This window comes from Streptomyces sp. A3M-1-3, from assembly GCF_024213665.1.
Lineage (GTDB): Bacteria > Actinomycetota > Actinomycetes > Streptomycetales > Streptomycetaceae > Streptomyces.
On sequence record NZ_JANAVP010000035.1, the window covers coordinates 21,986 to 48,249 of the forward strand.

The window sequence follows — 26,264 nt, forward strand, 5'->3', positions numbered from 1 at the left end:
CACGCGCGGGGTCACCGTGAGCAAAGTTCCTACGTACAGCGGGAGTTGGAGGGCACGCTTATGCCATTGCGCGTGAGTTGGTTCCCGAAAGTCCGATATTGTGACGAGAGTCACGTCGTTCTCGTGGGTTCAACTGGTCCTCTATGGGGCTCTCTGGGATCGTATTTGATCTTTTCTCTCTGGATACCTTCCGGTCACCTGATCACACTGATCAGGAGATACGGAGTCCACAATGGGCAGGCATTGGCTCACTTCAGCAGGGCGTGGGCAGCCACGTTCTCTGGGGAGACGTCGCAGCCGCAGTGCTGTCTTCACCGGTCGTCAAGTGCGGCGGTTGGCTACCTCTTTGGCCATTTTGCTTGCCGCTGAGACGGCGGTGACGGTAGCGACCACCGGACAGGCGGTGGCCTTGCAGTCGCAGGCGCCGGTTGCCCAGACGCCGCCGCCTTCCGGGCCGGCGCAGGCCGCGGATGAGGCGTCGGCACGGCTGATGGCCCAGTTGCAGGACCGGCGCATCGAGATCCTGGACGCCCGCACGGAGGACACCACCAGCTGGGCGAACCCGAACGGGACCGTGACGGTGGAGTCTTTCACCGGGCCAATCCGGGTGAAGGATGCCCAAGACAACTGGCAGCCGGTAGATGTGACGCTTGCCGAAGTGGACGGCAAGGTGGCGCCGAAGGCCGCCGCTGCGGAGATCGCCTTCTCCGCCGGAGGCAGCAACACGCCGCTGGCGCAGGTCACCCGGGGGGAGAAGACCCTGGGCGTGGCCTGGGCTGGCACGCTGCCCAAGCCGGTGCTCAACGCCAACACCGCCACCTACCGGGACGCGGTTCCCGGTGGCGATGTGGTTGTCACGGCGCTGCCGGAAGGTTTCTCCCACTCGGTGGTGCTGCGCGAGAGGCCGAGCGGGCCGGTGGAGTTCCGCCTGCCGGTGGCGGCCGAGGGGCTAACCCTCGAGGAGACGGCCGATGAGCGGCTGTACTGGGAGGACTCCAAGGGCAAGCAGGTCGCTGCCGCTCCGCCGCCGCTGATGTGGGGCGCCGCTGAGGATGCGAAGTCCCAGGAGCCGGAGCACACCGCGAACGTCAACGCCACGGTCGAGACGGCCGCAAACGGCGGACAGACGCTGGTGCTCAAGCCGAGTGAGCAGTTCCTGTCCGATCCGGATGTCACGTATCCGGTGGTGGTCGACCCGACAAACACGCTGGCGGGGCCGACCACGGACACCTGGATCCAGTACGACGCCTACCCGACCAGCCAGCGCGGGTCGACGGAGCTGAAGGCCGGCACCTACGACGGGGTGCAGAAGGCCCGGTCGTTCCTGAAGTTCGATGTGGCGAAGTACTCGGGCAAGAAGATCGTCGACACCGATCTGCGGCTGTACTCGTACTACTCCTCCACCTGCTCCACCACCGGCTCAGGCGTGCAGGTGCGGCGGATCACCTCGGACTGGGACTCGTCGGCGATCTCCTGGTCCGCGCAGCCCTCGACGACCACCACCGATGCGGTGACCTCGACCGCTGCCAAGGGCTACAACTCTTCGTGCCCGGCGGGCCATGTCTCCTGGGATGTGGATGCGGTCGTACAGGCATGGGCGGACGGTCAGCCGAACTACGGCATCCGTATGGCCGCGGTCGATGAGACCGATGTGCTCACCTGGCGGCGCTTCCGGTCGGCGAACTACGTCGACGGGTCACACAACCCCGACATCGAGCCGTCGCTGACGGTTACCTACAACTCCTACCCAGCCTTGCCTATCTCGCCGGCGATCTCCCCGAGCGTGGTGAACGCCTACAACGGCAAGCGGTACGTCACCTCGCTGACGCCGCAGCTGTCGGCGAAGATCAGCGACGCGGACGGGGGGACGGTCAAGGCCGAGTTCGAAGTCACCCCGGACCCGGTTTATAACGACACCACCTACACCTACACTGGCACCACCATCGGCATGGCCTCCGGATCGACCGCCTCGCTCACGATCCCCTCTGCGAACGCCTTCCCAGCGGGCTCGCACCTGCGCTATCGGGTCCGCGGCTACGACGGGTCGCTGTACGGGTCGTGGACCGGCTACTCCATCTTCGTCCTCAACACCGGTAAGCCCGCGGCTCCAAGCATCACCTGCACCCCGTACACAAAGGAGACCTGGACGGCCAAGGCGACCGATGGTGCGCAGTGCACCCTCGACACCACCTCCAGCGACGGGCAGGGCTACTACTGGGGCCTGAACGACCCCAATACTCCCAACCGGATCGACGACACGGCCGATGGCAACGGCGGCGATCCGAAGACCGTGACCGTCAAGCCGGACAACGGCTGGCACACGCTGTATGCCAAGACCGTTGACTCCGGTGGCAGCCTGTCCACCACGACGACTGAGTACAAGTTCGGCGTGGGGGCGGACGGCGCCGCAATACTCACACCGGGCGATGGTGAGCGCCCTGCACGGCGCGTGGCACTCTCTGCCACCGGCAGGACCAGCTACACCGGGGTGACCTACCAGTACCGGCGCGGCGAGACCGACTCCTGGCACACCGTGCCGCTGGCCGACGTGACCAAGAACTCCGACGGCTCCGCCATCACCTCTTGGCCGCTCGCAGCCCCTAACGGTGCTCCGCCTGCGCTCTCCTGGAACATCACCGGCACGTTTGCCGAGGACGGCCCCATCGACGTGCGGGCTGCGTTCACCGATGGCACCAGCACCGGCTACTCTCAGCTGGTCACCGTTACCGTCGACCGGAACGCTGGCGATGCTCCCGCGCAACCGTTGGGTCCCGGCGAAGTGAACATGCTGACCGGAGACTTCACCCTCTCCGAAACAGATGCATCAGCATTCGGGCTGAGCGTCGAACGCAGCACGTCTTCACGTCGCGCCACCTCAGATGAGGACATGGAGGGCCAGGCGGCCATCTACGGTCCCGACTGGATCTCCGGTATCACGGCTGACGTGAGCGGATCTGACTGGAGCAGCATTCGGCAAACCTCCTCCACGTCAGTGGAAGTGGTTGACTCTAGCGGGAATCAGGTCGGGTTCACTGCCACCAGCGCGGGCGGCTGGCAGCCGGAGCCCGGTGACGAGTCTCTGACACTGACCGGCTCGCTGACCAGTTCCTTCACTTTGAAGAACACGCACGGCACGACCACGACCTTCGCGAAGGTCGATCCTGCCGCCACCACCTGGCAGGCCTCTACGACGTATCTGCCAACGTCCAACTCATCCACCACGGTCGTATCGGAAAAGGTGGTCTCCGGTAGCGAGACCCTCGCTCGTCCGAAGCATGTGATCGCACCGACCTCCGCGGTGTCCTCCGAGACGTGTGTGACGACTCCGTCGACCAAGGGCTGCCGGCTGCTGCAGTTCCTCTACGCCACTTCCACCACCGCGACCGACAGCACCTTTGGTGACTACGCCGGTCAGGTGAAGGAAATCCGGTTGTGGTCGACCGAGGCGGCTGCGTCGGCGGCGACCGCCAAGGCAGTACAGACATATCTCTACGACAGTGCCGGACGGCTGCGCCAGACGTGGAATCCGCAGATCAGCCCATCGCTGAAGACCGAATACAGCTACGACAGCGCCGGCCGGGTCAACACGCTCACCCCGGCGGGCGAGCTGCCGTGGACCCTCACCTACGGCAAGGCCGGCAACGCTGCCACCGCCGCTGAAGGCATGCTCCTCAAAGCCTCCCGACCCGGGCTAAGACAGGGCAGCACTGATGTCACCGAGGGCACTGCAGCTACCTCGCTCGTCTACGACGTTCCGCTCAGCGGGACCACGGCGCCCAACGCCATGGGTACGGCGGATATCGCTGCCTGGGGCCAGAGCGACGTGCCGGTTGATGCTACCGCCGTATTTCCTGCCGACGCCGTGCCGGCCTCGCACGACGGCCGTACCCTGGCCGCCGACGCCTACAAGCGCGCGTTGATCAGCTACGTCGATTCATCCGGGCGCGAGGTCAACACCGCAGCGCCCGGAGGCCACATCACCACGACCGAGTACGACCGCTTCGGCAACGCGGTGCGCGAGCTGACCGCGGGCAACCGCAAGCTGGCCCTGGCCACCAGCGGAGACAGCCTGGACAAGCTCACCCGCCTCGGCATCAATAACGCATCCACCGCTGAACGAGCTCAGCTACTGTCCACGAGCCATATCTTCAGCAGCGACAGCGATCGGGAACTGGAGGAGTACGGGCCGCTGCACTTGACGACCCTCACCACCGTACTCAAGGCCGGCACCGGCGGCACCGATGTGCCGGCCGGCACCGAAGTGGCGGCCCGGGAGCACACCGTCACCGCCTACGACGAGGGTCGGCCCACCGACGGCACGGCGAAGGTCAGCGACATGCCGACGACCGTCACCGGGGGCACACACGTGGACGGCTATCCGTCCGACGCGGACGCTCAAGCCACGAAAACCACTTACGACTGGTCCAAGGGCCTGCCCACCAGCACGATCGATGATGCGGGCGGGCTGAACGTCACCAAGACGACGTCCTATGACGCCCACGGCCGTGTCATCAAGACCACCCTGCCCAAGTCGGACGCCACGGACGCCGGCGCCACGGTGACCACCTACTGGTCGTCGAGCGGTACCGGCGCCTGCAACGGGCGTCCAGAGTGGGCCGACCTGGTCTGCTCCACCGGGCCAGCCGGGGCTATCACCGGCGGTGGCTCCAACCCCACCCAACTGCCCACCAAGGCAGTCGAGTACGGCTGGTGGGGACAGCCGACCACGGTGACGGAGACCGCCAACAGCATCACCCGCACCAGCACCATGACCACCGATAACGCGGGCCGGATGACCAAGGTCGTCATGGCCGGCGGGGTGGGCACCACGGTGCCCGACTCCACCACCACCTACGACCCCAATACCGGTCGCGTGGCCACGATGTCGGCAAACGGTCAGACCATCACCACGGCATTCGACAAACTCGGCCGTCAAGTCAGCTACAACGACGGCGCAGGCAACACCACCACCGAGTACGACCTGCTCGACCGTACGGTCAAGGCCACCGACTCAGCGCCCTCCACCACCACCATCACCTACGACCTCACCAAGGACCCCCGCGGCCTGCCCACCTCCCTGACCGACTCGGTAGCCGGAACCTTCACCGCCACCTACGGCCCCGAGGGAGAGCTCACCACCGAGCAGTTGCCCGGCGGCCACACCCTCAACATCAGCTACAACGAGGTGGGCGACGACACCTCGCGGATCTACACCCGCGACAGCGACAACGCCGTCCTCCTCGCCGACAGCGTGGACTACTCCATGCACGGCCGCATCGTCCACCACACCGGAACCAGCGGGGACACAACAGAGCAGGAATACACCTACGACAAGCTCGGCCGGCTCACCCGCACCGACGACACCGCGGCAGACGGCACCTGCACCCGCCGCGGGTACACCTTCGACAACAACACCAACCGCACGACCCTAGCCACCAGCACCAGCGCTCCCGGCTCGGCCTGCACTGACACCGGCGCCACAACCGTCAATAGCACCTATGACAGCGCCGATCGGCTCATCGCCACCGGCGTCAGCTACGACGCCTTCGGCCGAACCAGCACCCAGGCCAGCGGCGCCACCATCGGCTACTACGCCAACGACCTGGCCCGCCGACAGACCACGGGCACCCAGCGCCAGACCTGGGACCTCGACGCCGCAGGACGCCTTGCCTCCTGGACCACAGAGACCCAAGGCACCGACGGCACCTGGAGCCAGACCGGACACAAGACCAACCACTACGGCTCCGAGAACGACAGCCCCTCCTGGATCGTGGAGGACTCCAGCAGCACCATCGCCCGCAACGTCCAAGGACTGACGGGCAACCTCGAAGCGATCACCTCGGCATCCGGTGACACCGTCCTTGAGCTCACCACCATCCACGGTGACGTCGGTGTGCAACTCCCACTCGACACGACCAAGAGCCCTACGGTCCTGCGTCAGGACGAGTACGGCAACCCCGTACCCGGCAGCACCACCGCCCGCTACGGATGGCTCGGCGGCAAGCAGCGCTCCAGCGAAACCCCCACCGGGGCAACGCTCATGGGCGTCCGGCTCTACGACCCCGCAATCGGGCGATTCCTCTCCATTGACCCCGTGCGCGGAGGAAACGCCAACGCGTACGACTACACAACCGCCGACCCCGTAAACAAGCTCGACCTCGACGGCAGATGGCATTACTGGCGGACCCGGTACCACCACTGGGGAAGGGCCACGCTGCACACCTGGTGGTTCATCAGATCGCGCAGTGGGGTGCACACCGGAGCCTCTATGTACGTCACCTTCAACCGTCGATACACGAAGAAGATATCCCGGACGCCTGAGATACTCTTCGGCATCATTGGGTTCCTCGTTGCCAGGGTCCCGAACATATACGTGGCCACGTTCGCTGAAATCCTGAACATCATGGCCTGGTGGTCTGTCAGGAAAGCAAGGGAAGCGGACTCTCGCAAAAAGTGCCTCCGGCTGAAAGTTACGGTGAAGTACAAGTACTGGCATTGGCAATCATACGGATATCCATCGGTGGGTCGCTGCTAGTGACTCCTTCTCTGTAGCAGAGAACCCGGGATCGACAACCGGGCGGGGCGATGTTCTCTTATCGCCCCGCCCGATCTCCCAGCCCGAAAAGGGGCAAGAGGGGCTGACGATGAGCGCCTCACCGCCGTAACTGGCCGGCGGCTGATCAGAATGGTTCTGATCAGCCGCCTTCCATGCCGACGGAGTTACTCAGCGACCTTGCAAGGAAGCACACACAGGTTGCGTCGTTAACACACAGCTGCTCGGACCGCCATCGTCGCTGGCCAGGTCTTGGAGCGTCTAAGTTCTGCAATGATCTCCTCGCTGCCGGGTTCGCCTCACTGCTGCTTAATGGCGGCGAATCAGAGGCCTCGAGGAGGGAAAGGCTCACAAGCAGAGACCAAGCAAGCGATCGGATAGTCACAAGGTGAAATACCCGGGGGAAACTTGCTTCCCTCGCGGATAGTTCCACCAGCATTAGGCGCCGCTCCTTTCTCTATCGGAGGACAGATGGAATCGCTCTACTGGATATGGGTCATCGTCTCGTCGGCCGTCGCCCTGCCCTTCGGGATCGCACTGTTGGGCGGGTGGGCGCCGGAGTGGATCCGGAAACATTCCAGTGCCGGCGGAATCCGCGTGCAGGGGATCGCCACACTCATCATGTACGTTGCCCTGCTTGTACCGGTTGCCGTCGAACTCTCGTCCATGGACCAGGCCGACGCCGAGTTCTTTATGCCTCTCTTCCTTTTCCTTGGCATCGGGCTCATGTACGGTGCCAAGCTCTGCGATCGGTTCAACAGCAAGGCCGAGCAAGCCGCATGGCTCGCACGGCAGGACTCCCCCCAAGAACCCGAAAACGGGCAGGAATCGTGAGTTCCAGCGTTTAAGGAAAGACCGTCGCCGCTGCGGCAGGGCATTCTTAGGGCCTCCGGCAGTGCCGCCCGCCAGGTGAAGATTCCGTGATGGATTCTGCATGCACCTCGCCAGTTTATGTCGCAATTATTTCAAGTTTCAAGTAAGGATTTTCATGCGTCATAGTGCCGCGCTCCTCCTCGCGTCTGCTCTGCTACTAGCGGGATGCAGTGGTGGTGAAGATTCGACTTCCACTCCGGGCGACGGTCATCGGCCGCTGCCGGTGCCGTCAGTGTCCGTATCCCGGCAGGCCGTGCCAGCCACTGCGGCGACGGACAGCATGCTGCCCACCATCTCTGGGGAATTCGGGCGGAAGGCCACCATCACCATCCCGAAGCACAAGCCCAGCGGGAAGTTCGTCGTCGCTTCCGTTCTTCAGGGTCACGGGCGGAAAGCCAGTAAGAACGACATCGTGATCGTCAACTACACCGCCAAGACGTGGAATCGTGGCAGGGATGTGCCTAGCACCTACGACAAGGGCCGCGCCCCCACCCTGTTTCCTGTTGGCCGTGGGGCGGTGATCCCCGTCCTGGATCAAGCGGTCATGGGACAGCCTGTCGGCAGCCGGGTCTTGGTGGTGGCTCCACCGGCTGCTGCCTACGGCAAGTCGGGGAACGCCAAGATCGGCGTTTCGCCTACCGACACTGTCGTCTTCGTTGTCGACATCGCGAAGGTCATCGGTGCGAAGTCGACTGTCCACGGGCAGCAGCAGGCCGTGCCTGAAGCACTGCCTCAGCTGCATGCGGACCGCTCTTCTATCTCGATCGCCGTGCCAGACACGGCTCCGTCTAAGCGCTTTATTTCCAGGACTCTGATCGACGGCTCCGGCACCACCGTCAAGGCAGGCCAGACGGTGGTGCTCCGGCACGCCGGCGCGGTCTGGGCCACCAACCGTGGAAGGGAGAAGGCCGAGCTCTTCGACTCCTCTTGGCTCAACGGGCCCGCCGCCGTCGTCATCGGCCGCGGCAACCTCATCAAAGGACTGGACCGAGCCCTGCTAGGCGCAAAGGCGGGCAGCAGGATGCTGCTCGTCGTTCCTCCGGCCCTTGCCTACGGTGCTCAGGCCCAGAAAGACATCCCGGCCAAGTCCAGCCTCGTCTTCATCGTCGACGTCCTGGCGGTAGCGTAGGGCCGAGGGAGCACCCGTTGTGGGCGTACTCTTTTCATCCGTACGTGACTGGGCACGTTCACGTGTACGCCGACAGCAGGTCGACGGCAGCTGTCATCCTCCGGGCCCAGGTGGAGAATTCCGGGTCTCGGTGCAGGGCCGCCGCCCGCGCGTCCAGGTGTCGGACCACCGCCGACTGCGCCAGAGGACCGCGGCCACCAATGCGGTCTCCTCGGCGTCGGGGACCATCGCCAGCGCGTGCAGGTACTCCGCGAAGCGCTCATGCTCGGCTGGGGCCGTCGTGTCCGGGGTGATCTCCGGAGGCCGGGCCGAGCTGGTCATGTGGCCAGCTCGCGGCGGGCACTTCCTGCGGGAGTGAAGGTGAAGCCGGCGTTGAACTGTCCGCCGTCGTGCCGGATGGCCAGGAGTACCGGTTCGGCGTGGACCGGATCTGCGATGAGTGGGGAGCCGGGGGCGGAGCCGTTCCAGAGGTGGAAGCAGAGCAGTGCGTCCTCCGGACGGTCGGTCGTGTAGGCCAGGGTCTTGGGGTAGTTGGGGTTGCTCCCTCCGAGAAGCATCGATGGCGGACCGAATATGGCGATGATCTCGCTGAGGTATCGATCCTCGTTGCACCAGGTCGTGCTGGTGTGGCGCATCTCGTCGTACTCAGCCTGGGAGAGAGACCGGTCGAGTCTGAGCCAGCGATGACGGTGGGCGATATCCGCATAGACCGATGCCACGGCACCCTCGCTTCCGTCACCCCAGAGCTGCTGGAAGGCGCCGCGCACCCCGGTAGAAAGGGAGGCATGCCGGGTCCGGAGGGTCTGAAGTTCCTCGCCCCAGGCATGCTCGCGATTGTCGGCGAACGCCACGGCTTCCAAGAAGAGCCTGATGGCGACCTCACCGCCGTACATTCCCGGTCGACGTAGAGCTGCGTGAGCAGGTAGTCGCGCACCTCCTCCGCCGTGCGGCCTCCCTTGTCGCCTGTGGTGTCGGTCATCGTTAGTCCTCCTGGAGGTCAGCCGTCCGTGCGGCGAGGTATTCGGCCCAGTCGCGTCGCGCGTAGGTGACCCAGCGGATCGCGGTGTGGCGGTGCATGCCGGTTAGGTCGGCGAGGATGGGGCTGGGGAGGTCGGCGGCGAGCGCGGCGAGGGCGGAGTTGCGGGCCGCGCGGACCGAGATCCCGTGTCGGTTGAGCTTCTGCGTCATGGTGTGTGTCGCGATTGGCTTCCCCGGGACCAACCCTGGGAAGAGCAATCGGGGACCTGGGTGGCCTGGGCGAATAGAGCCCGAGGGCCAGGCTGATGCTCATCAGCCAGCTGTTGCAGCAGCCCGGCCAGCCGTGGGGGTAGTAGGACCGGGTGGCGGCCGAGCATGAGGTGGATGTGCTTGTCGCCGAGTTGCAGGTGGTCCGGCGTCAGGTTGCAGAGCCGCTCGGTGGACGGGCCGAAGAGCAGGGTGATCGCGCCAGCGGCCCGGACGTCCAGGGGCAGGGTGTCGTCGGTGAGGCAGCGCTGGAGGAGGTTCCAGCGGTCGTCTTCGTAGAGCAGGGTCTCGGGGTGGCCAGTAGGAAGGGGGCTCAGACGCCGTAGCGTTCGGGCTTGGGCGACCTGTTCATCAACATGCTGGCTGCCTCGTCGACGGTGGCCGTGCCGTTGATGACGGCGACGACGACTTCGGTGATGGGCATCTCCACCCCGTGTCGGCGCGCGAGTTCCAGGATGGACTGGGACGACTTGACGCCCTCGGCGGTCTGGCTGGTCGCGGTAGTCGCCTCGGCCACGGTCATGCCCTGGCCCAGGTGTTCGCCGAAGGCGCGGTTGCGGGAGAGCGGCGAGGAGCAGGTGGCGATGAGGTCGCCTACTCCGGCCAGGCCGGAGAAGGTGAGCGGGTCGGCGCCCATCACGGCGCCGAGTCGGGCGGTCTCCGCGAGACCGCGGGTCATCAGCAGGGCGCGTGCGTTGTTGCCCAGGCCCATCCCGGCGGCGAGCCCGATGGCGAGGGCGATGACGTTTTTCACCGCGCCCCCCAGCTCGCAGCCGACCACGTCCGTGTTGGTGTAGGGGCGGAAGTACGGGGTGACGCAGGCGTTCTGGAGTGCCTTGGCCGCGGTCTCGTCACGGCAGGCGATCACCGATGCGGCGGGCTGGCGGGCGGCGATCTCCCGCGCGAGGTTCGGGCCCGAGACCACCGCGACCCGCTCGGCCGGAATCCCGGTCACCTCGGTGATGACCTCGCTCATCCGCAGCCCGGTGTGCGTCTCGATGCCCTTCATCAGGCTGACGACCAGGGTGCGCGGCTCGATCAGCGGCGCCCACGCGGTGAGGTTGGCGCGCAGGGACTGCGCCGGGATCGACACCACCAGGTGGTCCGCGCCCGCCAGGGCCTCGGCGACATCGGTGGTGGCCCGCAGCGACTGGGGCAGGGCGACGCCGGGCAGGTAGACGGGGTTCTCGTGGCGGGCGTTGATCGCGTCGACGACCTCGCGCCTGCGGCCGTGGAGGACGACCTCGTTGCCGGCGTCGGCGAGCACCGCCGCGAACGTCGTGCCCCACGACCCGGCCGACAGCACCGCAACCCGGTTCATCTGGCCCTCTCTCTTTAAGCGATGGCCTGGGAGGCGACCCTATCCGGCTGGGCGGCCGGATAGGGCCCTGGACGCCGCAGGGTCATCACGAGCGCGCGGCGCCCGTCGAGATGGGGAAGTACCCGGTTCGCCTCGCGCAGCATGTTCTCCGCCTGGACGTCGCCCAGGTCGCGGCGAAGGTCGGCCTCGTGCGCGATCCACAGCCCGTACAAGCGGCGCCACATGGCGGGCTCGCCGGGCCGCTCGTCGATGTGCTCCACCTCGAACCCGGCATCGACGGCGGCCTGTTCGACGGGCGCCGTGCCGGAGTCCCGGCGCACGGCCCGGGTGATCACCGCGCGGGCCCCGGGGTGCAGGATGCGCTGGATCTCGCCCAGGGCCGCGGTCCGCTCGGCGGCGTTGCTCATCGCGTCCACGCAGACGACCGCGTGCGCGTGGCACTCGGGCAGGCCGGTTGCCTCCACCGTCCCCACCCGGAACTGGGCATGCTCGGTTGGCACGAACTGGGACCGACGTGCGGCGGCGAGTTCAACAGCGGTGGAGGAGATGTCGACGCCGACCAGGCGCACGGCGAGGGCGCGCGCCAGCCACAGCCCCACGCCGCCGGTGCCGCAGCCGACATCGGCGAGGATCTGGCCGGGCCGCAGGCACAGCCGGGTCACCATCGTGCCCAGGAGAGTGACGTCGCAGGAGCTGGACGCGGCGACCTCAGCCGGGTACGCGTCGCGCATCGCCTCGGCGTACAGCCTCGACGCCAGATCCGACGACGCCCGCGCGGCGTGGAAGGCGTTGAAGTGCGCCTGGAGTTCCTGTTCGCGCAGGGACAGCGTGCTCATCGCGGGATCGACCTCCTGGTCCGTGACTTCGTCCCGGGGCAGATGACCTTGACTGCGGCCAGGGGATCGGCGGGGGCCGACAGGTCGAGACAGACCGGCTCATGTCCGGTGACCTGCCCGATCCGCGCGGCGACCGCCTGGGCCTGGTCGGCGAAGCATCCGCGCCACGGCTCGCAGCCGTTCGCCAGTTCGGCCCAGGGGTGCAGGTCCTCGGCGGCCTGCGGGCGGGGAGGGGGCGCGTCGAACGCCTCCTCGTGGGAGACCAGGTCGTCCCGGGTTCCGGCGATGCAGGTGAGCCGGGACTGGGCCGCCTCGGAGATCGCCCGGGACAGGGCGATGTGCGGGTCGGTGTGGCACCCGGCGCCGGCGAACCAGATTGGATAGTCCTCGGACCAGAGGTAGGCCAGGCACACCGGAATGCCGTACGCGTTGTCCACCACCGCCAGCTCAAGGGCGGCGTGCGCACCCAGCAGCCGGTCGATGAGCGTGCGGCAGTACGGATCGTCGACCGACCGGGGGTCGACCAGCGTGCGACGGGCCCCGCCGCTTCTCTCGTCGGCGAACAGGGCGTCGCGCTCGACGACCTCGTACATCGCGTGCAGCATCGCCTCCTCGCGCCCGTTGCCGCAGGCCAGGCCAGTGCTGGTCGCCCGGAAGACGTCGGGCTGCCACGTCGGGCGGCGTGCGGACCGCTGTAGCAGGCCGAGCGGCACCGGCACGGTGTGGCCGCTGATGACGCCCGCGCCCATCGTCCACTCCAACGGCACCCGCTCCAGCGCGTCGTGCCACACCTTCACCGGCAGCGCCGCCAGCGGATAGGGAAGCTCGACGTCCCGGGCCGGTGCGGACATCGCGGGCGCCATGGGCTGTTCGGCGTGCCACAGCTCGACGGCCTCCATCACGGCGGAGATCTTCGCGAGCAGGTCGGTTGAGCCCTTGCCCTGGGAGGCCGTCAGGGTCTGGGAGCCGGGCCGGATCGCCGTCCACACGGGCAGTCCCAGGTAGTCGAGCCCGGTCAAAGAGGCCACCCGCGTGATCCCGTAGCGCGGCAGCTGTGGCGCGAGGCCCGCCCAGGTGTCCTCGGGGCTGAGGGCCCGCACCGTGCCATCCAGCAGCACCCGCTCACATCGCATCGCAGGCCAGCTCCTTCGCGGAGGCAGCCTGCGTCTGGTCGTGGAAGAGTCCGGCCATGAAGTGCTTCGTCTCCTCGATCGCGTCTGCGCTGCTCCGGAAGCCGCGGCCCGCGGCCTCCTCTTCCAGTCGGCCCAGATCGCATCGCCACAGCCGCAGCAGGGTGCGGCGGGTGACCTCGCCGTCGACGGCCTCGGGCATGAAGCCCGGGGTGGACCGTCGGGCCTCGGTGTTGCACACCTCGTAGCGGGCGATCGTCGCCCGGTCGGCGGCCGTCTCGCCCGCCAGCAGCCGGGCCACAGCCTGTGCATCGCGCAGGTCGAGAGGCGGCCGGAACACCGCGTGGACAGGAAGCGGGCCGGGGTGCTCGCCGGTCAGACGGGTCATCCGCTCGGCTAGCGGCACCCCTTCGCTGCCGTCGTCGGGGTGACGCGAGAGGTAATCGAGGTGGGTCCGCCACACGGCGGGGAACTGCGGGTCGAAGATCTGCTGGTAGGCGATCCGGTGCGCCGTCGCCAGCTCCAGGCCGTCCGCCTTCTCCGTGGCAAAAAAGTTGGCCCACCGCCGGTAGTAGCCCGTGTCCCAAGGTGTCCCCGGCGGCAGGCCGGGACCCGGCGGAGGGCCGTCGAGCGCGGCCTGGACTGCTTCGAGAGCATCAAGCCGCTTGAGGTCACCGAAGTGCCGGTCCGCCCGGCGCCGCTCGGCGAGCCAGGCTCCGAAGGCTTCGGCCCCGTGCCGGCGGCAGACGGCCAGCACCGCGGCCATCGTGCGCTGCGGGTAGTACACGGCACCCAGCGCCTCCAGCAGCCCGGACGCCGTCTCGCCGGTCACGTCGCCTTCGTGCTCGGCGATCCCAAGCACATGCCGTAAGTTCACCAGCGGCCAGGTCAGCGCCCGTAAGCCGCCGCCCGGCTCCTGGCCGACCGCCACTTCGTCGTCGCCGTCGATGTCGCCCCTCACGTAGGCGCTAAAGACGGCGCCCACCCCGAGCATCCCGAACTCGTGCAGCTCGGCCGCACGCAGAGCGCCGATGCTCGCGGCGCCGAAGACGCGCACGCCCCGGCCGAGTACGGCCAGGATCTCCTTGTGCCGCAGTGCCGGCGCCTGGTGGTAAACCCCGTCGAGGATCACCACGGTGTCGCCGTCGGCGACAGCGGGGTCGAAGAGGTCTCCGTGCCGCACCGGCGGCAGCACCCGCACCGACGGCGCGTTCAGCAGCGACTCGTCGCGGGACAGGGTCGGCCCGACGTACACGTGGATCACCGCACAACCTCCCGTACCTGGGCGGAAAATGGGCCGGAGCCGGATTTCCCGCGAGATGTCTCCGGCACCGTTGCCTTCAGGGCATCTGTGGACTGGTCGGCGCGGGGAGCCGGGCCGTTGCTCTCCGGTCTCCCCGCGCCGGTCAACGTGCGGAACCTCGCGGTCCCGCGGCTGGGTCAGGGGCCCTCGTCCTCCACGTCCTCGATGCGGACGACGCCGGAGGGGGCGACGATCCCGGCGATGCCGGGCGCTTGTGCCCAGACGGGCGCGGCCTGGGCGGCGAGCTCGGACTTGGACTGCTCCACGGGCCTTCTCCTTCGTTCACTGCGATTTGCGACGGTGCGGACCGGTTGCCCGTACCGGTGGTGCCGCGGGCCGGGGCCCGCCTGCCCGCCCCTGGTCAGGACGGGAAGTCGTCAGCCCCTGGCGAGGGTGCAGTGGTCGGCGACGATCCATTCCTTGCCGCCGCCCTCGGGGCGCAGGAAGACGGCGCAGTCGGTGACGCGGCGGGTGGCGGGGTCCTCCCACGCGCCGATGAACTGCACGATGCCCCGGCGGCCGTGGCCGCCTTCGTCGACGACCGCGGCGCCCTCGCTGAGCCAGGCGGGCAGTGTGCGGTGGGAAACGGACCGGTGTGCGGTGCCCATGGCGCAACCTCCTTGTTCGGGGCTCCCGCAAGGGTGAACCGTGCCGAGACCACCGCGGAGGGGCATCTTGAGGGGCATCATGTGCCCATGCCGATCGGACAGTTGATCCGTGATCTGCGCAGCCTCAAGCAGTGGACGCAAGCCCAGCTCGCCGACGAGCTGGCCCTCTCCGCAGGTGACCCCACCGGGGCACCGGGCCGCGACGCGGTCAAGCGGTGGGAGACGGGGAAGGTCATCCCCGGCAAGCACTGGATCGGGCACCTGTCCCGCGTGCTGGGCGTCCCTGACGGGCAACTGGCAGCGGAGGCTACGCTCGACCGCGTGAACCGACGAGCCTTCCTGGGACTGTCCGCCCTGGCGCTCCCGCACGGCGCACTGGCCTCGGACATGGCGGCCAGCATCGCCGGCCGCGACCCGGGCCCCCTGGCCCGCGTCCAGACCACCCACGGCGCGGACATCGTCACCGCCTCGCTGGCGGACAAGGCGTCCGCGGCGAACCTGCGCCGGTGGATGCTCGACGGGGACGTACCGATCCTGCGCGTCAACGCCGCCGGCATCCTCGCCAAGGTGCCCGGTCAGGGCCAGGCCGACGACGTCGCCCGCGTCCTCGCCCACGACGAAGAGGTCCGCCACCTCTACATGACCGCGGTGACCTCCCGCGTCTGCGCCGTGGACTGGACGACCGCCGGACGCATCGCCTCCCGGCCCGCCACGTACGCCCACCGAGCGGACTTCCTCGCCACCCGCTTCGCGAAAGAGGCCCTCAACCCTCAAGACTCTGGCGCCCGCTGGTGCTCCTCGGTCATGCTGCGGGAGCTGAGCCCCATGATCGGACGGAGTCCCGCATGATCGTCTTTGAAATCCCCCAGGGCGAGCTCGTCGACGAGCTGAACCGCCAGGCCGCCGAGGCCGGCATCACCGACGCGGCGATCGTCTCCCTGATCGGGGCCGCCGACTCCTTCACCGTCTCCACCATGCCCGAAGGCGACGCGCTCAAGGACACCATCACCAAGTACGACCTGCCCGGCGAGATGACCGGCACCGGCGAGATCCGCAACGGCTTCGCACACATCCACGTCGTCCTGGGCGTCGAAGGCGACCGCGCCATCGCCGGACACCTCCACGAAGCCCACATCGGCACCCACTTCGCCCGCGCCTACGTCATCCCCGCCCACTGACCGGCCCCGCGTCAGGGCGTTCGCACAGTCGGCCAGGCGGCGCCCTCCCCCCGTGGGGCGCCGCCGGGGCCGACCGTTCGAGACCCGACGAGAACGCCATCAGCGCCGCAGAGCCGGCGGGACACTGGCGATGCGGTGATCAGCCCACCCACTCGTAGCCGTCCTCCTCATCCCACCCGGCCTCGCGGTCCTCACCGATGAGCAGGTCGTTGATCTCGTCCTCGGTGAGCTCGACATCGTCCATGGCCCTCATGATGCCGAACCCGCCCGGCGTACCGCCTGTACTGCCTCGCGCAGGTCGATGACCATCACTCCGCCGGTCTTCTCGATACCCCTCCCGGGCCGGGTCTCACGCGGCTTCGCCGTCGCGGAGCTTGGTGAAATCGACGTCCAGATGCGGCTCGTACGCGTCCGGGATGATTCCGAGTTCGTGTGTGGAGTATTCACCGAACCGGTTGATGTTTTCCGTGATGTACGGCGAGATTTCCGCCAGATCCTCGGGTTCGACCTTCGTTCCCTCGGCCTGAAGTTCCCGCACGATCATGGCGATGTCCGTGGCCTGATGGAAAATCACCGCGTTCGTGAGCAGGGCATTAAACTTCATCGACTTCTCCTGCTCGACGGGGTCGTTGTCAGTGATGATGCCCCGGTTGCCGAAGTAGAGCCACTGCATGAATCCGTTGTACGACTCGACCTTGTTGGTCGCCGCCGTCACGCGCCGGCGCATCGCCGGATCGGAGAGGTAGCGCAGCATCTGCACGGTACGGATCACCCGCCCGACCTCCCGGAACGCGGTGTAGGTGGCGTTGCGGCGGGAGCCGGAGCGCAGGCGCAGCAGCAGCGTGGAGGACAGCTGGCCTTCGCGCACGGAGACCGCGACGCGCATCAGGTGCCTAAACTGCGACTCGATCAGGGCGAAGTCGATGACGTTCTGGCCGCTCTCGCCGAACAGGGCGTCGATGTGCACATACTGGCTCTGCCGGGACGGCCGGTAGAACGTCAGATCCTTCCAGTTCCGAATCCTGGGCATCAAATCGAAGCCCAGCAAATAAGCCAATGCAAAAACTGGATACGATTGGCCCTGCGTATCCGCATGGATCGTGGTCGGCTTCAGCTCCGAAGCGTTCTTCAGCAGCCCCTCGATGATATAGACGGCCTCCCACACCCCGCACGGAATGAAATGGGTGAAGAGCGCAATATAGGTGTCGGAAATGTGGTGGTAGGCGATGCCGCCGGACTTTCCGAGCCGCACCGAGGTCTCGGAGAGCAGGTTGTTGAGGTAGGTGTCCATGTGGGTGCCGTCCGCGCCCACCGTGGTCCCGTCTCCCCACGCCTGGGAGATGTCGAGCTTGGCGTGCGCGTTGACCACGTCGGTGATCGCCTCGTTCAGCAGGGCGATGGAGAAGTGCCGGTTCGCCGCCAGCGACAGCTCGTGCCCCGACACGTTGGGGATGTGCCTCGCTGCCTCATACGGGCCCAGGTTGGTGCCCTTGACGAAGGTGGTGATGACGTAGCGGCCGAAGGGGTCGGTCAGCTTGGGCTCGTTGCCGGAGGCCGGCCCGAAGCGGCGCCACCACTCGATCCAGAACGCGGTGCGGGCCAGGATCCCGATCAGGGAGCGTTCCGGCAGCCTCGCCTTGATCTCCTGCTCCAGCTTCCTCGCGCTCGGACGCTGCCCGTCGGCCTTGTGCGGGCTCAGGGTGGGCACGCCGGTCTTCGGGTCGATGAACAGCCCCTCGTTGTCCGGGTATCCCGCATCCGCCGACGCGGCGGCCGCGGTGAGCATGTCCTGGAGCTGCCGCCGGAAGGACGCCGCGTCGTACTCGGTGTCGTCCCCCGGCTCCTTGAGACCGACCTCCACCAGGTAGTCGCCGAGCTTGTCCCTGACGTCCTCCCAGACGAGCAGCTGCTTGGACCAGTCCGCGTACTCCTCGGAGCCGAGCACCGCGATGTCACCGGTGCGCAGTTCGTCGGCGAGGTTCGCGAAGACCATCGCCTCGAAGTGCCTGCGCACGAAGTAGCCCGGCCGGTCCTTGTCCCGGATGGCTTTCTGCCAGTTCAGGGTGGCGAAGGAGACGTCCACCGCATCGCCGTTCTCGTCGAGCTCGGGGATGTAGTCGCGGGCGGCCTTGTGCGCCTTGGCGTGCGCCAGCGCGTTCAGCACCCGCCAGTCCTCCGACGTCGAGGTCAGCTGAAGGCGCCCCGGGGCGGTCAGGTCGAACATCAGCGAGCGGTCCTTGCGCAGCTGCCCGTACAGCAGGATCTCCCAGTTGTTGCCGTGGTGGGCGGAGACCTTCTCGATCTGCTCGTACTGCGCGGCGAACCCGCCGAAACCCTCCACCGCCGCAGCGGGCGACCCCAGCCCGCCGGCCTGCACCCTCGAGCGCGGTGCTCACGCCCGACGCCGCCGCCAGCCCCATCGCGCCCTCCCACCTGGCGGTGGAGGAGGCCCTGCGCGCGGCCTCCCCGGCCGTCGAGGTGACGATCCTGCGGCCCAGGGCCTTCGCCGGCAACGCCCAGCAGTGGTCCTGGTCGGTCCGGGCGACCGGGGCGGTGAACCTTCCGTACCCCGGCAGTCACTGCGACGCGATCCATGAGACGGACCTCGCGGAGGCCGCGCTCGCCGTACTCACCGCGCCCGCCGGGGCCGCGGTGCGTGGCCGGCGCCATCTGCTGACCGGCCCCGAATCGATCACGTTCGCCGAGCAGATCGCCATCCTGGAGGGGGTGACGGGCCGGCCGATCACGGTGCACACCGTGAGCCCGCAGGACTGGAAGGCCGAGGTCGCCGGATACGTACCGGAGCACTTCGCGGACGCGCTTCTCAACTACTGGCGCGCTTCGGACGGTTCGCCGGTGCCTCTGACGCGCACCGCCGAGGACCTGACCGGGCACCCCGGCCGCACCTTCGCCACCTGGGCGGAGGAGAACGCGGCGGCGTTCCGCGACTGGAAATCTGTGGGCCCTGCGCTTCGGCCGGTGGCATGCTGGCGGCGTGAACGGTCCGGAGATCCACCTCACCTTCGCCCCTGAGCTGCAGCTCTTCGCCGCTCCCGAACGCCGCCAGGGGCCGACGAAGGCCGTCACCGACGGGTCGTCCAGCCTCGGCCATGTCGTCGAGTCGATGGGCGTGCCGCTGACCGAGGTCGGCCGGCTGCTCGTCGACGGGCGCGAGATGCCCGTCTCACATGTGCCGCGCGCGGGCGAGACGGTAGAGGTGTACGGGGTCGCACGGCCGCAGCGGGTGCCGGGCGCGCCGCTGCGCTTCCTGCTCGACGTACACCTCGGGACGCTCGCCCGGCGGCTGCGGCTGCTCGGCGTCGACGCGGCGTACGAGAACGAGGACATCGGCGACCCGGCGCTCGCCACCCGCTCGGCGGCGGAACGGCGGGTGCTGCTGTCCCGGGACCGCGGCCTGCTGCGGCGGCGCGAGATCTGGGCCGGGGCGTACATCTACAGCGACCGGCCGGACGAGCAGCTGCGCGACGTACTGGGCCGGTTCACCCCGGAGCTCGCCCCATGGACACGGTGCACCGCCTGCAACGGGCCGCTGCGCGACGCCGACAAGCAGTCGGTCGGGGAACTCCTGGAGCACGGCACACGGCGCACGTACGACGTTTTCGCGCAGTGCGCGAACTGCGAGCGGGTGTACTGGCGTGGTGCCCACCACGCGCGCCTGCAGGCGATCGTCGAGGACGCGCTGCGCGAATTCGGCGACGCGGCGGCGTAGCCACACTGCCGTCAGACGGTTCCCGTGCGCAGGCGCTGCACCTGCGCGGCGCTCAGCTCGACCGTCCGGCGCATGTGAGCGATGAGCAGGGCGACTTCGTCGTCCGCGTACCCGTCGAACAGCGCGTCCCAGGGGCCGCCCAGCCTGTCCCACAGCGCGCCGAACTCCGCCATCCGCTCCGGCACCGTGGCGACGAGCACCTTGCGCCGGTCCTCGGTGTCGCGTCGGCGGGCGACGTAGCCCGCCCGTTCCAGCCGGTCGACGAGCCGGGTCGCCGATCCCGTCGTGAGACCGGTCAACTCGGCGATCCGGCCGGTGGTGACCGGTCCCGGTTCCAGACCGAGCAGATTGAGGCACTGCAGATCGGTGGGGTGGAGCTGCAGATGGTCCGCGAGGGCCTGGTTGAACAGAGCGTACGAGGCCATGTAGCGGCGCGACTCGGCGGACAGCTCGGCCATCAGCCCGCTGCGCCGGCCGGCGTTCTTCTGCGTCATACAGAGAGTGTATGACGCAGGTAGCCGCTACGGTTGCTCCGCCGTCAGGTATCGCTGCACGGTGGGTGCGAGCCAGGCGATCACCTCCTCCCGGCTCATCGCCACGGCAGGCGGGAAGCACAGAACGTACCGGGCCATCGCCATGCCGAGGATCTGCGAGGCGGCGAGCGCGGCGCGGGCCGGGGCCTCGGCGGGGTCGGGGCAGACACCGGCGGCGAGCGGGCCGAGCTGCTCCTTGAAGACGGCCTGCATGCGCTCCGCGCCGGCGGCGTTGGTGACACCGACGCGCAACAGCGCGGTCAGCACGTCATCCCGCTCCCAGCGGTCGAGGAAGTGGCCGACGAGTACGGCCCCGATGTGCTTGCCCGGAAGTCCGCCCAGCTCCGGGACCCGCAGGTCGATCTCGGACGCGGCGGCGAAGAGCCCCTCCTTGTTGCCGTAGTAGCGCATCACCATCGACGGGTCGATTCCGGCGTCGCGCGCGATGGCACGGATGGTGGCGCGCTCGTAGCCGTCGGCGGCAAAGCGCTCACGGGCAGCGTCGAGGATCGCGGCCCGGGTGGCGTCCGAGCGGCGGGGGGCGGGCGGGGCTTCGTTCATGCCAACAACTGTAGGCCAACAGCTGTTGACACGCCAGGCCGGACTGCTCTACATTTGCCAACAAGCGTTGACCAACGCATGTTGACCCACAAGCGTTGGCACCAGACGTCGACAGCCACTCAGGAGGTAGCCATGACCGGCAAGCCCAGCACAGAGAACGGCACCACCGATGTGCTTGTCGTGGGCGCGGGCCCCACAGGGATGACACTCGCCGGCGACCTCGCCGCCGCCGGGCTGTCCGTCACCGTCGTCGAGCGCCGCCCGCACGAGACCAGCAACATCACCCGGGCCTTCGGTGTGCACGCCCGCACCCTGGAGATGCTCGACGCGCGGGATCTGGCCGACGAGCTCACCAAGAAGGGCAGCAAGGTCACCAGGCTGCAGCTCTTCCGGCGGCTCTCCCTGGACCTCACGCGCCTGCCCACCCGCTTCCCGTATCTGCTCATCGCCCCGCAGTACGAGGTCGAGCACCTGCTGGAGCGCAGGGCCCTGTCCTCGGGCGTGGACTTCCAGTACGGCACCCAGCTGCTCGGCCTGCGCCAGGACGCCGACCGGGTCACCGCCCAAGTGAGGGACGTGTCGGGCACCGAAACCACGGTCCGCGCCCGCTACCTCGTCGGCACCGACGGTGTGCGCAGCTCCGTGCGCAAGGCACTCGGCCTCCCCTTCCCCGGCGTCTCCGTGATCCGCTCGATCGTCCTCGCCGACGTGCGGCTCGCCGAGGAGCCCGAGGGCCTGCTCACAGTCAACGGCATGGGCGACGCCTTCGCGTTCATCGCCCCCTTCGGCGACGGCTGGTACCGGGTCATGGGCTGGAACCGCAGCCGCCAGGTCGCCGACAGCGAGCCGGTCGACCTCGACGAGGTCAAGGAGATCGCCCGCCTCGGCACCGACTACGGCATGCACGACGCCCGCTGGATCTCCCGCTTCCACAGCGACGAGCGGCAGGTCCCCGAATACCGGGTCGGCCGGGTCTTCCTCGCCGGGGACGCCGCGCACGTCCACTCCCCGGCCGGCGGCCAGGGCATGAACACCGGCATCCAGGACGCGGCGAACCTCTCCTGGAAACTCGCCGCCGTCCTGCGCGGACACTCCCCCGAATCCCTCCTGGACAGCTACCAGGCCGAGCGCCACCCGGTCGGCCGGGCCGTACTGCGCAGCAGCGGCACCATCGTGCGCCTCGCGATGGCACACAACCCGGTGCAACGGGCAGCCCGTGCGCTGGCCGCCCGCCTCCTGAACACCGTCCGCCCCGCCGCCGCCAAGGCAAGAGGCATGCTCTCCGGAATCGGCATCGCGTACGCGGCGGAACGCGGAGCGCACACCCTCGCGGGCAAGCGCGCCCCCGACCTGGACCTCACCGAGGGCCGCCTCTACGAACTGCTGCGGGCCGGCACGTTCGTACTGGTCACCCCTGCCAACGGCGCGCCGGTGGGCGCGCCCGCGCACATCGTGCACGCCCACTGGGCCGGCGAGCGCCGCACCGCGCTGCTCGTCCGCCCCGACGGATACATCGCCTGGGCGAGCGACAAGGAGCGGGACGGCGACGCGCTGCGCACGGCACTGGCCCGGTGGACGGGCGCAACGGGCACCGCACCGCCATGACAGGGTGCTCTCATGCTCGTCGCCCGTTCCGCCGCCCTGTTCGCACTCGCCGCACTCTTCGAGATCGGCGGCGCCTGGCTCGTCTGGCAGGGCGTTCGCGGCACTGACACCGGCGGCGGGCGCGGCTGGCTCTGGATCGGCGCCGGCGTCATCGCCCTCGGCGCGTACGGCTTTGTCGCCACGCTCCAGCCCCACAGCGAATTCGGCCGCATCCTCGCCGCGTACGGCGGAGTCTTCGTGGCCGGCTCGCTCGCCTGGGGCATGGTCGCCGACGGCTACCGCCCCGACCGCTGGGACGTGACCGGCGCCCTCATCTGCCTCGCCGGGATGGCCGTCATCATGTACGCCCCGCGCGGGCACTGATCCGGCCGCCTATTCTGGCCGCGTATCGATCGTACGAACGAGGAGCTGCCCATGACCGCCGCCGCACGCACTGCAGTCGTCACCGGCGCGAGCAGCGGTATCGGCGCCGCCACCGCCAGGCAACTGGCCACGGCCGGCTACCACGTCGTCCTCACCGCCCGCCGCAAGGACCGGATAGAGGCACTCGCCGCAGAGCTCACGGACGCCGGCCACAGCGCCACCGCATACGCCCTCGACGTCACCGACCGCCCGGCGGTCGACGCGTTCGCCGCCTCCCTCGACCGCTGCGACGTGCTGATCAACAACGCGGGCGGCGCGCTCGGCGCCGACCCCGTCGCGACCGGCGACCCGGCCGACTGGCGCACGATGTACGAGGTCAACGTCATCGGCACGCTCAACACCACCCAGGCACTGCTCCCCGCACTCATCGAGAGCGGCGACGGCACGATCGTGGTCCTCTCCTCCACCGCGGGCCACGCCACCTACGAGGGCGGCGCCGGCTACGTCGCCGCGAAGAACGGCGCCCGCGTCCTCGCCGAGACACTGCGCCTGGAGATCCTCGGCCGCCCGGTCCGCGTCATCGAGATCGCCCCCGGCATGGTCAGGACGGACGAGTTCGCCACCACCCGCTTCCGCGGCGACACCGAGAAGGCGGCCAAGGTCTACGCGGGCGTGGCCGACCCCCTCACCGCGGACGACGTGGCGGACACCATCACCTGGGCAGTAACCCGCCCGAGCCACGTCAACATCGACCTCCTGGTAGTCCGCCCCCGCGCCCAGGCCTCCAACACCAAGGTCCACCGCGAACTCTGACGCGGGCTCCAGGAACGGGGCCGGCCCCACCGCGAGCAGCGGGGGGGCGCACGGCGCACAGGGGACAAGCCTGGCCGAGAGCCGGACAGCGTACGGCCGCCAGGCCACGCCCGACCCCAGACCGGGCAGGACACTGGCCAGGCCGCTCCAGCCGGCCGCGCGGTCCAGCACGCCGCCCAGGCCGACGCTTGCACGATGTCTCTGCGATCCGCATCGGTTCGCCCGCCGGCCCTTAACACCAGAGAGCCCCGGAGTCGTCCGGGGCTCTGTCGATCACGTGGTGTGCTGCGCCTCAGCCCTTCACGCAGACGACCTGCTTCAGCTTCGCGACGACCTCCACCAGGTCCCGCTGCTGCTCGATGACCTTCTCGATCGGCTTGTACGCGCCCGGGATCTCGTCCACGACGCCGGAGTCCTTACGGCACTCCACGCCCCGCGTCTGCTCCTCCAGGTCCCGCGTCGAGAAGCGCCGCTTCGCGGCGTTCCGGCTCATCTTCCGGCCGGCCCCGTGCGATGCGGAGTTGAACGCCTTCGGGTTGCCCAGACCGCGGACGATGTAGGAGCCCGTGCCCATCGAGCCCGGGATGATCCCGTAGTCGCCGCTGCCCGCCCGGATCGCGCCCTTCCGCGTGACCAGCAGGTCCATGCCCTCGTACCGCTCCTCCGCCACGTAGTTGTGGTGGCAGGAGATGACCGGCTCGAAGGTCACCCTGGCCTTCTTGAACTCCTTCCGGACCACGTCCCGGAAGAGGCTCATCATGATCGCGCGGTTGTACTTCGCGTACTCCTGCGCCCAGAACAGGTCGTTCCGGTACGCCCCCATCTGCGGGGTGTCCGCGATGAACACCGCCAGGTCCCGGTCGACCAGACCCTGGTTGTGCGGCAGCTTCTGGGCCTGGCCGATGTGGTACTCGGCCAGCTCCTTGCCGATGTTCCGGGAGCCGGAATGCAGCATCAGCCAGACCGAACCCGACTCGTCCAGACAGAACTCAATGAAATGGTTTCCCGATCCGAGCGAACCCATCTGCTTTGTGGCACGTTCCTGGCGGAACTTGACCGCTTCCGCGATCCCGTCGAACCGCTTCCAGAAGTCGTCCCAGCCCGCCGTCGGGAACCCGTGCAGCCGTCCCGGCTCCACGGCGTCGTCGTGATCCCGCGGCCCACCGGGATCGCCTGCTCGATCTTCGACCGCAGCCGCGACAGGTCTCCGGGGAGATCGTTGGCCGTCAGCGACGTCTTCACCGCCGACATACCGCAGCCGATGTCGACGCCGACCGCGGCCGGGCAGACCGCCCCGTGCATCGCGATCACCGAGCCGACCGTCGCGCCCTTGCCGTAGTGGACGTCCGGCATGACGGCCAGGCCCTTGATCCACGGCAGCGTGGCGACGTTCCGCAGCTGCTGCATGGCGACGTCCTCGACGGACGCCGGATCGGCCCACATCCGGATCGGAACCTTCGCGCCCGGCACCTCTACATACGACATAACAGCCTCATTCCCCCGAAAAGTATGGAAACGCAAAAACCTCGCTTCAGCCAGTAAAAGAGACATCGGACCGGCGTCCACGGCAGTGCGTGCGATACACATTGTGTCCACCGGCCGCTGTCACGCGGCAACCGTTTTTCCTGTGGAAGGGAGCCAGGGACCGTGCAGCGAAAGGCGTACGTACCGGGCATCGCGCTCCTCGCAGCGCTGGTCGCCGGCTGCACGGGGGGCTCCGGAACCGACGACACCCCGGTCGATTCCAAGCCGGGCGGGACCACCGTCGCCGCGCCCCCCGGCAAGTACCGCACACTCCCCGAGCCGTGCGGCTCCATCGAGCGCGACCGGCTGAAGGGCATGCTGCCGGGCGCCGAGGAGCTGACGCCGGAGCAACAGGACCAGGCGTATCAGGGCAGGGCGGACGCCACCCATGACGGCGACCGCCGGGTCGGCTGCCACTGGAAGGTCGAGTCCGCGGACGCCACGCGCCACCTCTTCGTCGGCTTCGAGCGCGTCGTGTCGTACGACCGGGCGGTGAGCGACGACGACAAGGCGCAGGAGGTGTACGAGAAGAAGGTGGCCGCCGCGGACATCGCGAAGACCGTCGACCCGCGTGACGACCTGGGGAAGAACGGCACACAGTCTCCCTCCGGTACGGCTCCCAACGGCTCGGCCACCACTGCCAAGCCCCCGAGCAGCCAGTCGCCGGCCCAGACTCCGCCGCAGAACCCGACTCAGACGCCCGGGGAAGGCCTCGAGCCGCGCCTGCTGGAGGGGCTGGGCGGCGACGCCTTCCTGGACGACCGCCTCGCCACCGCCGGCTCCACCTCGCAGTCCCGCACGGTCACGGTCGTCTTCCGCACCTCCAACGTCATCGTGACGGTCGAGTACGCCGAGCAGCCCGCCCTCGCGGCCGCCGTCCCCGACAGCGAGAACATGCAGGACAAGGCACAGGCCCTGGCCCGCAAGCTCTCCGAGCAGTTCGACGAGTAGACAGACAG

23 protein-coding genes and 1 pseudogene are annotated in these 26,264 nt (G+C 68.5%); 11 read left to right on the plus strand and 13 right to left on the minus strand.

All coding sequences use genetic code 11. The annotated features are described in order from the left end of the window. The first annotated feature begins 325 nt into the window (after positions 1-325). The 3 genes from NLX86_RS29610 (at position 326) to NLX86_RS29620 (ending at position 8,555) form a co-directional block, all read left to right on the plus strand. Positions 326-6,535: a DNRLRE domain-containing protein gene (locus tag NLX86_RS29610; protein WP_254374883.1), complete on the plus strand. Its 6,210-nt coding sequence runs from the start codon at positions 326-328 to the stop codon at positions 6,533-6,535. 489 nt (positions 6,536-7,024) lie between these two features. Next, positions 7,025-7,387, plus strand: coding sequence for a hypothetical protein (locus tag NLX86_RS29615; protein WP_254374884.1), 363 nt, complete (start codon positions 7,025-7,027; stop codon positions 7,385-7,387). Positions 7,388-7,706: 319 nt separating this feature from the next. Beyond that, the gene (locus tag NLX86_RS29620) at positions 7,707-8,555 is read left to right on the plus strand and encodes an FKBP-type peptidyl-prolyl cis-trans isomerase (protein ID WP_254374885.1); all 849 of its coding nucleotides are present in this window, start codon (positions 7,707-7,709) and stop codon (positions 8,553-8,555) included. Positions 8,556-8,648: 93 nt separating this feature from the next. Here NLX86_RS29620 and NLX86_RS29625 read toward each other — a convergent pair whose 3' ends face one another. The 9 genes from NLX86_RS29625 to NLX86_RS29660 all read right to left on the minus strand — a co-directional run bounded on the left by NLX86_RS29625 (position 8,649) and on the right by NLX86_RS29660 (position 14,998). Beyond that, positions 8,649-8,876 carry a hypothetical protein gene (locus NLX86_RS29625; protein ID WP_254374886.1) on the minus strand — a complete coding sequence of 76 codons (228 nt, stop codon included), beginning with the start codon at positions 8,874-8,876 and terminating at the stop codon, positions 8,649-8,651. Continuing rightward, a complete protein-coding gene (locus tag NLX86_RS29630; RefSeq protein WP_254374887.1) occupies positions 8,873-9,448 on the minus strand; it encodes a hypothetical protein in 576 nt (191 codons plus the stop codon). Before NLX86_RS29630 ends, NLX86_RS29625 begins: the two co-directional genes overlap by 4 nt. An 88-nt stretch (positions 9,449-9,536) precedes the next feature. After that, entirely contained in the window at positions 9,537-9,743 is a 207-nt protein-coding gene (locus NLX86_RS29635) for a hypothetical protein (protein ID WP_254374888.1), read from the minus strand. Between the two features lie 370 nt (positions 9,744-10,113). After that, complete coding sequence (locus NLX86_RS29640) at positions 10,114-11,121, minus strand: NAD(P)H-dependent glycerol-3-phosphate dehydrogenase (protein ID WP_254374889.1); 1,008 nt, start codon at positions 11,119-11,121, stop codon at positions 10,114-10,116. Between the two features lie 14 nt (positions 11,122-11,135). After that, entirely contained in the window at positions 11,136-11,957 is an 822-nt protein-coding gene (locus tag NLX86_RS29645) for a class I SAM-dependent methyltransferase (RefSeq protein ID WP_254374890.1), read from the minus strand. Beyond that, on the minus strand, positions 11,954-13,090 hold the full coding sequence (locus NLX86_RS29650; RefSeq protein ID WP_254374891.1) for a YcaO-like family protein: 1,137 nt from the start codon (positions 13,088-13,090) through the stop codon (positions 11,954-11,956). The genes NLX86_RS29645 and NLX86_RS29650 overlap by 4 nt, the downstream gene beginning before the upstream one ends. Further along, positions 13,080-14,351 (minus strand): TfuA-like protein, encoded by a 1,272-nt coding sequence (locus tag NLX86_RS29655; protein WP_254374892.1) that lies wholly within the window; start codon positions 14,349-14,351, stop codon positions 13,080-13,082. Before NLX86_RS29655 ends, NLX86_RS29650 begins: the two co-directional genes overlap by 11 nt. A gap of 176 nt (positions 14,352-14,527) precedes the next feature. Further along, a complete protein-coding gene (locus tag NLX86_RS34605; protein WP_302061922.1) occupies positions 14,528-14,656 on the minus strand; it encodes a hypothetical protein in 129 nt (42 codons plus the stop codon). Between the two features lie 111 nt (positions 14,657-14,767). Next, positions 14,768-14,998, minus strand: coding sequence for a hypothetical protein (locus NLX86_RS29660; RefSeq protein ID WP_254374893.1), 231 nt, complete (start codon positions 14,996-14,998; stop codon positions 14,768-14,770). Between the two features lie 87 nt (positions 14,999-15,085). Here NLX86_RS29660 and NLX86_RS29665 point away from each other — a divergent pair, with 87 nt between their 5' ends. Both NLX86_RS29665 and NLX86_RS29670 read left to right on the plus strand, forming a co-directional pair. Further along, complete coding sequence (locus NLX86_RS29665; protein WP_254374894.1) at positions 15,086-15,847, plus strand: helix-turn-helix domain-containing protein; 762 nt, start codon at positions 15,086-15,088, stop codon at positions 15,845-15,847. Then, complete coding sequence (locus tag NLX86_RS29670; protein WP_254374895.1) at positions 15,844-16,176, plus strand: PCC domain-containing protein; 333 nt, start codon at positions 15,844-15,846, stop codon at positions 16,174-16,176. The genes NLX86_RS29665 and NLX86_RS29670 overlap by 4 nt, the downstream gene beginning before the upstream one ends. A 349-nt stretch (positions 16,177-16,525) precedes the next feature. Here the strand turns inward: NLX86_RS29670 and NLX86_RS29675 are convergent, their stop codons facing one another. Next, complete coding sequence (locus tag NLX86_RS29675) at positions 16,526-18,517, minus strand: transposase (protein WP_254374896.1); 1,992 nt, start codon at positions 18,515-18,517, stop codon at positions 16,526-16,528. A 47-nt stretch (positions 18,518-18,564) separates the two neighbouring features. Between NLX86_RS29675 and NLX86_RS29680 the strand changes: the two genes are divergently transcribed. Together NLX86_RS29680 and NLX86_RS29685 are read left to right on the plus strand one after the other, a co-directional pair. Continuing rightward, positions 18,565-19,209, plus strand: coding sequence for a hypothetical protein (locus tag NLX86_RS29680; RefSeq protein ID WP_254374897.1), 645 nt, complete (start codon positions 18,565-18,567; stop codon positions 19,207-19,209). Beyond that, the gene (locus NLX86_RS29685; RefSeq protein ID WP_254374898.1) at positions 19,172-19,906 is read left to right on the plus strand and encodes a Mut7-C ubiquitin/RNAse domain-containing protein; all 735 of its coding nucleotides are present in this window, start codon (positions 19,172-19,174) and stop codon (positions 19,904-19,906) included. The genes NLX86_RS29680 and NLX86_RS29685 overlap by 38 nt, the downstream gene beginning before the upstream one ends. An 11-nt stretch (positions 19,907-19,917) precedes the next feature. Here NLX86_RS29685 and NLX86_RS29690 read toward each other — a convergent pair whose 3' ends face one another. Both NLX86_RS29690 and NLX86_RS29695 read right to left on the minus strand, forming a co-directional pair. Further along, the gene (locus tag NLX86_RS29690; protein WP_254374899.1) at positions 19,918-20,400 is read right to left on the minus strand and encodes a MarR family winged helix-turn-helix transcriptional regulator; all 483 of its coding nucleotides are present in this window, start codon (positions 20,398-20,400) and stop codon (positions 19,918-19,920) included. 27 nt (positions 20,401-20,427) lie between these two features. Then, the gene (locus NLX86_RS29695) at positions 20,428-21,000 is read right to left on the minus strand and encodes a TetR family transcriptional regulator (protein WP_254374900.1); all 573 of its coding nucleotides are present in this window, start codon (positions 20,998-21,000) and stop codon (positions 20,428-20,430) included. Positions 21,001-21,132: 132 nt separating this feature from the next. Here NLX86_RS29695 and NLX86_RS29700 point away from each other — a divergent pair, with 132 nt between their 5' ends. From NLX86_RS29700 to NLX86_RS29710, 3 genes are read left to right on the plus strand one after another with little or no spacing between them, the layout of a single operon-like run. Next, a complete protein-coding gene (locus NLX86_RS29700; protein ID WP_254374901.1) occupies positions 21,133-22,605 on the plus strand; it encodes an FAD-dependent oxidoreductase in 1,473 nt (490 codons plus the stop codon). Positions 22,606-22,617: 12 nt separating this feature from the next. Then, entirely contained in the window at positions 22,618-22,968 is a 351-nt protein-coding gene (locus tag NLX86_RS29705) for a YnfA family protein (protein ID WP_254374902.1), read from the plus strand. 51 nt (positions 22,969-23,019) lie between these two features. After that, positions 23,020-23,781 (plus strand): SDR family NAD(P)-dependent oxidoreductase, encoded by a 762-nt coding sequence (locus NLX86_RS29710; RefSeq protein WP_254374903.1) that lies wholly within the window; start codon positions 23,020-23,022, stop codon positions 23,779-23,781. 292 nt (positions 23,782-24,073) lie between these two features. Here NLX86_RS29710 and NLX86_RS29715 read toward each other — a convergent pair. Continuing rightward, positions 24,074-25,266: pseudogene (locus NLX86_RS29715) on the minus strand (RtcB family protein). 162 nt (positions 25,267-25,428) lie between these two features. Here NLX86_RS29715 and NLX86_RS29720 point away from each other — a divergent pair. After that, positions 25,429-26,256, plus strand: a complete 828-nt coding sequence (locus tag NLX86_RS29720; protein WP_254374904.1) for a DUF3558 domain-containing protein — start codon at positions 25,429-25,431, stop codon at positions 26,254-26,256. The last annotated feature ends 8 nt before the right edge of the window (positions 26,257-26,264 follow it).